This is a genomic window from Mesorhizobium sp. M0140 (genome assembly GCF_040322475.1).
GTDB lineage: Bacteria > Pseudomonadota > Alphaproteobacteria > Rhizobiales > Rhizobiaceae > Mesorhizobium.
Map to the genome: position 1 here is coordinate 21,920 of NZ_JAMYTM010000051.1, position 8,873 is coordinate 30,792.

The 8,873-nt window shown below is 60.3% G+C and carries 9 protein-coding genes and 2 pseudogenes; all 11 read left to right on the forward strand.

Annotation, left to right across the window (positions count from 1 at the left end; all coding sequences use genetic code 11):
• The first annotated feature begins 7 nt into the window (after positions 1-7).
• Complete coding sequence (nifN, locus tag NKJ37_RS30385; RefSeq protein ID WP_352776263.1) at positions 8-1,390, forward strand: nitrogenase iron-molybdenum cofactor biosynthesis protein NifN; 1,383 nt, start codon at positions 8-10, stop codon at positions 1,388-1,390.
• Complete coding sequence (nifX, locus tag NKJ37_RS30390; RefSeq protein WP_352776264.1) at positions 1,356-1,853, forward strand: nitrogen fixation protein NifX; 498 nt, start codon at positions 1,356-1,358, stop codon at positions 1,851-1,853. Before nifN ends, nifX begins: the two co-directional genes overlap by 35 nt.
• Before the next feature lie 17 nt (positions 1,854-1,870).
• On the forward strand, positions 1,871-2,350 hold the full coding sequence (locus NKJ37_RS30395) for a NifX-associated nitrogen fixation protein (RefSeq protein ID WP_352607311.1): 480 nt from the start codon (positions 1,871-1,873) through the stop codon (positions 2,348-2,350).
• Between the two features lie 27 nt (positions 2,351-2,377).
• The gene (locus NKJ37_RS30400; protein WP_352555893.1) at positions 2,378-3,163 is read left to right on the forward strand and encodes a response regulator transcription factor; all 786 of its coding nucleotides are present in this window, start codon (positions 2,378-2,380) and stop codon (positions 3,161-3,163) included.
• 100 nt (positions 3,164-3,263) lie between these two features.
• Positions 3,264-4,145, forward strand: coding sequence for a universal stress protein (locus tag NKJ37_RS30405; RefSeq protein WP_352776265.1), 882 nt, complete (start codon positions 3,264-3,266; stop codon positions 4,143-4,145).
• 1,310 nt (positions 4,146-5,455) lie between these two features.
• Entirely contained in the window at positions 5,456-6,622 is a 1,167-nt protein-coding gene (locus NKJ37_RS30410; RefSeq protein ID WP_352776271.1) for a TlpA disulfide reductase family protein, read from the forward strand.
• 333 nt (positions 6,623-6,955) lie between these two features.
• Positions 6,956-7,423, forward strand: a pseudogene (locus NKJ37_RS30415) (NifX-associated nitrogen fixation protein).
• Between the two features lie 25 nt (positions 7,424-7,448).
• A complete protein-coding gene (locus NKJ37_RS30420) occupies positions 7,449-7,652 on the forward strand; it encodes a CCE_0567 family metalloprotein (RefSeq protein ID WP_023736355.1) in 204 nt (67 codons plus the stop codon).
• On the forward strand, positions 7,649-7,966 hold the full coding sequence (fdxB, locus tag NKJ37_RS30425; protein WP_352776266.1) for a ferredoxin III, nif-specific: 318 nt from the start codon (positions 7,649-7,651) through the stop codon (positions 7,964-7,966). The genes NKJ37_RS30420 and fdxB overlap by 4 nt, the downstream gene beginning before the upstream one ends.
• A gap of 29 nt (positions 7,967-7,995) precedes the next feature.
• Complete coding sequence (locus tag NKJ37_RS30430; RefSeq protein ID WP_352776267.1) at positions 7,996-8,319, forward strand: exopolysaccharide production repressor protein; 324 nt, start codon at positions 7,996-7,998, stop codon at positions 8,317-8,319.
• A gap of 266 nt (positions 8,320-8,585) precedes the next feature.
• Positions 8,586-8,873 (forward strand): annotated as a pseudogene (locus NKJ37_RS30435) (IS66 family transposase); the annotation flags it as partial.

The following is an 8,873-nucleotide window of genomic DNA, read 5'->3' on the forward strand; positions in this document are numbered from 1 at the left end:
AGAGTCGATGGTCCGCATCCTTCCCCAGACCAAAGCGGCGGCGGTCAATCCGCTGAAGTCATCGCAGCCATTGGGTGCCGCCTTGGCCTTTCTTGGCGTCGACGGCGCGATGCCATTGTTCCACGGCAGCCAGGGGTGCACCAGCTTCGCGCTCGTACTCTTCGTGCGACATTTCAAGGAAGCCATCCCCCTGCAGACAACGGCGATGGACGAGGTGGCGACGATCCTCGGCGGGGCAGATCATCTGGAAGAGGCGATCCTCAACCTGAAGGCCCGCACAAAGCCCACACTGATCGGGGTCTGCACGACGGCGCTGGTGGAAACACGGGGCGAAGACTGCGCAGGCGATATCGCCAATATCAGGCTGAAGCGCAGGGAAGAACTCGCGGGTACGGAGGTGGTGCTAGCCAACACACCGGATTTCGATGGCGCGATCGAAGAGGGCTGGGCCAAGGCTGTCACCGCGATGATCGAAAGGATTACGCGGCCCGGCGAGCAGGCACGGCAGTCGAAGAAGATCGTGATCCTGCCTGGCTGGAACCTCACTGTGGCTGATATCGAGCATTTGCGTGAGATGGTTGAAAGCTTTGGAATGAAGCCGGTGATTCTGCCGGACGTCTCCGGCTCGCTCGACGGTACGGTGCCCGACCGGTGGGTCACGACCACCTATGGCGGCACCAGCGTCGAGGATATCCGCGAGCTTGGCATGGCTGTGCAATGCGTCGCGATCGGGGAGCATATGCGCCGCCCGGCCGAGCTGCTGCAGAGGTTGACCGGCGTGCCTTACGTGCTGTTCCGGTCGCTGACTGGATTGAAGGACGCCGACCGGTTCGTCTCGCTGTTATCCGCGGTTTCGGGCGCGGCGGCGCCGGCTGGCGTGCGCCGTCGCCGGGCGCAGTTGCAGGACGCGTTGCTCGACGGACATTTCCACTTTGGAGGCAAGAAAATTGCGATCGCTGCTGAACCAGACCAACTCTACCAACTCGCGAGCTTCTTCATCGGAATGGGCTCCGAAATCGCGGCGGCGGTCACAACGGCCGCTATGTCGAAAATTCTGGAGGAAGTACCGGCGCAGTCGGTTCAAATTGGCGATCTCGGCGATTTGGAAGCTCTTGGCGCCGGCGCTGATCTTTTCGTTACTCATTCCCACGGCCGCCAGGCGGCGCAGCGCCTCGGCATTCCGCTCATGCGGGTCGGCTTCCCGATCTTCGACCGGCTCGGCAGCCAGCACAAGCTCACAATCCTCTACCAGGGGACCCGCGACCTGATCTTCGAGGTTGCCGGCATTTTTGAAGCCAACCGGCACGCGCCAACGCCTGAAGCGCTTGATCCACTCCGTAAGCGAGAAATGCCAGATGAGCTCCGTCCGTCGCCTCTCGCTCGTCACTGACGAGGTTCACGCACCGACGCCGGAACGCCAAGCCGGCGCATTGCGCGTGGCAATGGCCACGCAGGACATGAAGAACATCAACGCCCATTTCGGCTCGGCCAGGCGCTTTGCTGTCTACGACGTGATGCGCGAGGAGTGGAATCTCGTGGAAGCCGTGGCCTTTGACGACGTTTCCGACCAGAGCGGGAAGCACCGAACTGAGGGCGATGACCGCATCACCCCGAAGGTGGAGGCGCTGAAGGGCTGTCATCTCCTGTTTTGTCTGGCGATCGGCGGACCTTCGGCAGCCAAACTTGTTTCCGCAAAGATCCATCCGATCAAAGTCCCGCAGCCCCAGACCGTCCAAGAGGTGCTGTTGCGCACGCAGATGATGCTCAGGACGTGTCCTCCCCCTTGGCTGCGCAAGGTGCTGGCGCAGGCAGGTGTCGCTGAACAGAAACCCTCCTTCGAGGACGAGGGCTGAATTGAGGAGTAGCCGAAATGTTTGAAGCCGCTGTTAGCCCTGCCGCCACCGAGGACGAGGCGGCCCTTGCCACCCCGTTCGTCAAATGCCTCGTGAGGTTGATCCGTGCCAATGATTCCCACGGGTCATGGGAAGGCAAATCGGACCCCGAGCTGCTGGGCGACTTCATCATCACCAGGCAACAGCGCCGTGCAATTCCAATCATCGGCGATCCCGATCCGGACGTGCTGTGGAGGCTCGATAAGTTCTACACCGCCGTCGGGCTTGCGATTGAGGAGCGCACGGGCCTGATGGCATCGCCGATGATGGAGATGAGCCATGAGGGCTTCGGGCGCGTGCTCTTCACAGCCGGGCGGTTGGTCGTTCTGTCAAAGACCCTGCGCGACGTCCACCGGTTCGGTTTCGAGACGTTCTGGAAGCTCGCCGCGGCCGGTACCAAACTGGCCGGCGATGCCACCGCGGCCATTGAGGCTCATCCCGAGGTGGCGCGGGCGTGATGCAACCGACTTTCGATCGAGGGGATCATGTCAGGTCTTGAGGACATGCGGTGGCCAGCCCTCTCAATTGAGGCGGCCCAGGCCGATATGGTTCTTGGGGTAGCGCTGATGAAGCCAGGGGTACTGATCTGTTCGCAAGATGCGGAGTTGTATCTGTACTACAGCCACATTCTGGGGGTGGATGGCTTCAGGATTGAACTGGCCAGAAGCGTGGAGGAAGCGCTGGCATTAGCCAGTGAACGGGAGCCGCAGGCCGTGGTGCTGGACTGCCAGCCGGCAAGCTCGACAGGGTCTACCATCTGTGCCCAGCTCAAGGCGGAGTTCCGGAACAGAGGCCTGCTGGTTATTGCGCTGATCGCGCCCGGCGCCGAAAACCAGCAGCTCGATCTCTTGAAGGCAGGTATTGACGAGAGCTTTGTGCGGCCCTTCACGCCGGCGATGCTGCTCGACTATCTACGCACGAAGCTGGCGCTACCGAAGCCGGGTTCAAACGGGATCGAAAATGGCAGCTGGCTCTGCTGCGGCAGCCTTGAGATGAAGCTCGATGCCCACCGAGTTCGCGGCAATGGCCACGACATCCACCTCGGACCTCTCGAATTCAACCTGCTGCGGCAATTTCTTGAGGCTCCCGGCAAGGTCTTCAGCCGAGACGAGCTGATCGACGCGGCCTGGCCGGACAATATCCATGTCGGTGAACGCACTGTCGACGTCCATATCAGCCGGATCAGAAAGGCGCTGAAGGCGGCCTCGCCAGGTAGCGTCATTCGTACTGTCAGGTCTGCCGGCTACTCGCTCGAGAAGCTGGACGACTGAATCGCGAACGGATGGTGTGCCACTCTCCGTCTTCGTTGGAAGGCAAGTCTTGCGGTTCGAAACGCGCTACGGGCCCGACATCTCAGGGGGAAGCAGTCAGATGGCCTTCAAGAAAATACTCGGTGTGACGGGAGCTGACCATTCCGATCAGGACGTCGCAATAGCTGCTCGCTTGTGCGCCGAGGTCGGCGCGTATCTTTCCGTACTGATTATATCGCCTCCGCCGCTCCTGATGTCGCCTCCGCTTATTGGGTCCCCTCCGCCGTTGGGCGGTGGCATCCCCGAGTGGTCTAGACATCGCGCACACCACATTGCCGCACAGGAACAATTTTCACAGGACATGGCCAACCTGGAAAAGACATCCAGGGAAATTCACAAAGTGCTGAGAGCCACGTGGCGCTGCTATGATGTCGACACCGAACACTGCGACAAGGCTGGCGTCGGTGACGCGGTGCGACAGCGGGCGCTCTGCACCGACCTGACAATCGTCGGCCCCGCACTTCTCAACGAGACTAGTCTCGGACCCCTTGTTATCAACGGCAGCTTGTTCGACACCGGAAAGCCGGTGTTTGTCGTACCGGAGGGCGCTGAGGCGACTCTGTCTCCACGGCGCGTGCTGGTCGGCTGGGATTCGCGAGTCGAGGCGTCCCGTTCGATTCGAGAAGCGCTGCATCTGCTAGCCGGTGCTGAGGAAGTTCGTGTCGCAGTCGTCGATCCGGAGGCGACCTGCACCGGAAACGGCGCCGAGCCGGGAGCCGACATCGCTGCCTATCTCACTCGGCACGGTGCTCGGGTTTGGGTCGACCGGCTGGCGAGCCGCGGCAAACCGGTGGCCACGGTGCTAGCGCAGCACGCAATCGACACGTCTGCCGACGTGATCGTCATGGGCGCTTATGGCAGCCGCTGGTTGCGCGAGCGGCTCTCCGGTAGCGTGATAAGATGGATAGTTGGCACGCCTTTGCCGCTGTTTTTGGCCCGCTGACGGGCTCTGAAGTAGCACCGATGCTGTTCAAAGCTCTACTCCGCTGGTCACCTACCCTGGATACCAAGTCGAAGGAAGGTCGCCGCAAACGAGCAGGTTTCGCGAAGCTCATGAGCAACTTGGAAGCGCCGTCGCGAAGACATTCCCCGGACGCCTCTAACGCGCGCTCGGGGTCTGCTCGTCGCGTAACGCGCAGACCGACGGCCGGGCCGAGGCCCAGGCGTCCTCAATGCCTCAAAACACCGATATTCGGGTCGGCGTCAGGTCGAGAAAGAGAGTCGTTTCAGCGCGGCAGGCCGCGCTCGGACCGTAGCCTCATCGGATTGGCGTTATCACGATTTCCTTCGCCACTGGCCGGGAACAGAACATGGCAACGACCGTGCAGCGGCCAAGGCACCGACCTTCGAGTCCGACAGTCGGGCTCTTGCCGGCCTCGGCGCGAACGGTTGCAGCAATCACGTGTCATCGCCTGGGATGGTAGCCGGGTCAGCGGCGAGGGCGCCGCATCTTCGGCGTTTTCAGTCTGCCCGGCCCACGGCGTGGCGACCGAGCGGCCTTGAGGCCGGTCAATTCCCACAACGCTCACATTCGCACCAGGCGGTCCCTGTAGGACCTGTCCACGGGGATATAGAACAGAAAAAGCAGGAATCCGGGAGAGTTCACCGGCCTGGCACATGCCGGCACACATCCCGGCTCTCTTCGCCACGATCATTATCGTCAATCTGGCGTTATTCGCGACCCGCAGCCGGACATGACCGGCTTCGTCGTGAAACTCCGGCGTTGCGAGCCAGGAAAGCGCAAAGCGGAAGAGGTAGGGCAGAGGCGATGCTCGGAGGGAGCGGCCCCTGCAATCGCAATGGCGTTCCGCTGAGCGACCGGAACGGCAAGAAGCTCAAGCAAGGCTTGAGGCGGACGATGATAACGTGGCTGGCGCTAGCCAACGCAGTTATGATGTCCATCTGTTCATCCCTATGTCGAGACGTCCGCGGCCACGCTTCTGTGCCGACGCGAAGCGGGTGATGCGTGTCCAAGACCTGACAATGGCAGAAAACATGTCGCGACTAATACAACCGGCTATCTGAGCGCCCCGGAAGCTTTTTAAGTATAATCATCATTTACTGCACGCCGAGCTCGTTGGCACGACCTTTGCGAATTAACTTTCGGCAACACTGAGTGAAGGCTGAATGCACGCAGATGCGCAAGACGAACAATGCTCTCCCTTCGTTGAACCCTCGTGCCCCGTCTCAAAGGGGAACAAGCTTGCGCATAAGGTCACGCAACTTTTGGCAATAGCTTTGGAGGGCAAGATGATGTTGCGGATGGGGTCACCGGCTCCTTCGATCAAAGTGGAGGACTGGCTGCGTGGCGAGCCCCTTGCGGACTTCCAGCCCGGCAAAGTCTATATCGTCGAATTTTGGGCAACTTGGTGCGAACTATCTGTGGCGGAGATGCTTGAGTTGATGCAGCTACAGGAGAAATACAAGGACAGCGGACTTGAGATCGTCGGGATCGCGGCTGATGAAGACGCTCCAACGGCCGTCGAGGCCCGGACCAAGTTGGACGCGTGGTTGGCCGAAAAGTGCCCGGATCTGAATCATCGGATTGCGTTCGACTTCACAGGCGAAATGAAGAAGCTTTGGAGGGAACCCAGCTTTTGCGTCGGGATTCCGACCTCGTTCGTAGTCGACCGAGACGGCTGCATCGCCTTTATCGGTCATCCGAGCCTACTCGGTGAGGTTTTGCCGAAAGTGTTCAACGGCAGCTGGCCCACCAGCAACAAAGCGAAAGCCGCCGATCAGCAGCGGATTGCCACAAGCGAACCCCTGGCGCGCGGACAAGCGCTGAAGAAGCCGATCGATGACAGGTTCTGGGCGGCGGTGAAGCTGGAAGATTGGAAGACGGCGCTCTGGGCGATCGAAGAGGGCATCGCCTTGATGCCGGACGACCTCAATTTCCGCCTGGCTCATGCGCATCTGTTGCTTCACAAAATTCAAGACATGTGGACCGGCTTGCCCGTGATGCGCCAATTGGTTCGCGACGCGATCGACAAAAACTCCGAGGACTGGATGGTTTCGGCGCTAGACCAACTTTTCCATCCGGCCAATGACCATTCGCGCCTTCCCCCTGCTGAGCGCTTCGCGATGGGCAAGGAGCTGTCTGAACACATCCTGGCGCTGAATCCCCCGCAAGGCGACAGCCCTAAGTTCCGGTCCTATCCCGCGATCGCCCGGTACTATCACGAGAAGGGCAACAATGATCGAGCGATCGAGTTGGTCGAACTGGCACTGACGTCGCTGGAGGGTCCGGAGCCTATCCCGGCCGACTTGAAAGAGCAGCATCTGCCGGATTTGCTGCAGGCCCTCGCCAAGTACAGGGGTGGAAAGTTTTGTAGCGGTGCTCTCTCTTTGCGGCTCCGCAAAACAATCCCGAAGGTGCCAAAGGGCGGTCGGCCGAGCAGGAAAAATAAAAAAGGGTAATTGGTCGAAATGGCTTACTGGCCAATTCCTCCATCTCCCTGGCGTGACCGCACCAGGAGGGTCCATGCAGCACTTGGTCGATCGTTTGCAGCAGGATCGAGGCTCGAATCTTCATGGCCTCCGGCCGCATTGCGGCGGAAGTGATGTTCGACGCGAATTCGCGTGGAAGACTTCGCAGTCGAGGATGCGACCAAAGTCGGCCAGAGGGACATCAATTGCGTGGAATCAGCGGCGCCGAGCCATGCGTCGGCTGCGCAAGTGTGCCCGAAGTAGGCGTCCCAGAAAACAGAAATCGTGCTTCGAGGAAGAGGACTGAAATGAGGAGAAGGCGAAATGTCTGATGCCGCGGTCAGCCCGGCTGTCAACGAGGACAAGGCGACCCTTTCCACCCCGCGTCAAATGCCTCGTGCGGCTGATCCGTGCTCAGGAGTCCTACTGCTTATGGGAAGGCAAATCGGACGCCACGCTGCTGGCCGACTTCATCGTCACCAGAAAAAAGCGCCGTGCGATCCCTGGCATGGGCTATCCCGATCCGGACGTGCTGTGGAGGCTCGATATGTTTTACACCGCCGTCGGGCTTGCGATCGCGGAGCGTTTCCGCCCGGTGACATCGCCAATCATGGAGATGAAAACCGTAAGGACTCCGGACGATTGCTTTTCACGGTCGGGCAGCTCTCGTTCTGTCCAGACGTCCATCGGTTCGGCTTCGATACGTTCCGGCAACTCGCGGAGGCCGGTACGAAACTGGTCGACGATGCGACTGCAGCCACTGAAGCCTATCGCGACGTGGCACGGGCGTGAAGACACCGATTTCGAGGAAGGATCTATGTCAAAGCTGGATGAGATGGGAACGAAAGTCCGAAAGCTTCAGCTGCGCGCGGCAATTGCCAAGATGAAATTGCGCGACCTTGCAGAGGATCTCCCGGGAAAATGGACGGAGATAGAGGAAGTTGCCGAGGGAGCGTCGGCCGTTTTTGCCGAGTTGGATGGCGCCAGGAGAGAGCTCGCTGCCATGAAGAAGTTACGATGAGGAGCACATTCACCACCCGCGACGGCTCCGGATGGATGCCGGAATATCTCACCGCTATAGACGGCACGACCTGCATCGGCTGCGGCCGCTGTTTCAAAGTCTGCTCTCGCGAGGTCATGCATCTTTACGGCGTCGATGACGTGGGTGAAATCCTCGGCGCCTGCGACGGCGAAGACGACGATTTCGACGGCGAGCTCAATCGCACGATCATGGTCGTCGACCATGCCGGCCGCTGCATTGGCTGCGGAGCCTGCGGCCGCGTCTGCCCGAAGAACTGCCAGACCCATGTTGCGGCCGACCAGGTCGCAGCATGATCTGAGGAGACAAAACCAGGAGAACGGCGTTGCCCTTTAGAATCTTTTATCGCGTCTTGGGAATGGTGCTGTGCAGCAACGCTCTGTCTGTCTACTTCGCTTCTCTTTCCATCCGCACGGTGGTGGTCGCAACGCTGGCTTGTTCAGTGCTCCTTCAGCTGGCGTATTTCGCGAGCGTGCTCTTTCTGATCCTGCGGTCTGGCTGCGTTAGCCGAGCTGGCCAAAGGGCTGAGCATTTCGGCAGTTGCAAGGAAGTTCGATCCGAGCCGCCAGACCTTGATGAGGTGACGAATGAATCCGCAGATTTGCTCCAGCGCGATCAAATGCGGGCCATATCGCTGCTGCTGCCTTGAGGCGCCGTGATAAGGTCAGTGCTCAAGTTAGCGCCACTTTGGTCAACCATGAACATTGAGCGGATCGTTCAAGGAATACTATGCTTGGTATGGTCGAAGGCGACCGCATTCCGGTCGCTAATGCCGAGGGAGATGTAGCTTTCCGGTTCAATAGCATTGATTGCTTCATTGCAGCACAGCGGCATGCGGGTTGCTTCGTCGCGATGACGAAGAGGCGCCGGAAATAGTGACGGGCTCTTCTGGGAAGAGAGCGCAGCTGACCTCAAACCAAACACGCTCCTCGGCGTCTGGCAGTCCGTTGCCCGTCCTGCGGCACGCTGGTCGTCGCGGCTGTGCCAGATGCGGCGAAGGGGACGCCGTTTGGGCCACGCGTGCACGCCGTAGCGACCTATCTCAAGACTTTCCAGGCCCTGTCCTACGAGCGGCTGCAGGGCGCGTTCGCGAACCTTTTCGGTCTCACCATCAGCCAGGGCGGACTGATGAACATGTTGCGCCGTGCGCAGGGCGCCTTCGCGGCCGAGTGCGACAAGGCCGTCGCGGCGTTGCGCCGGGCC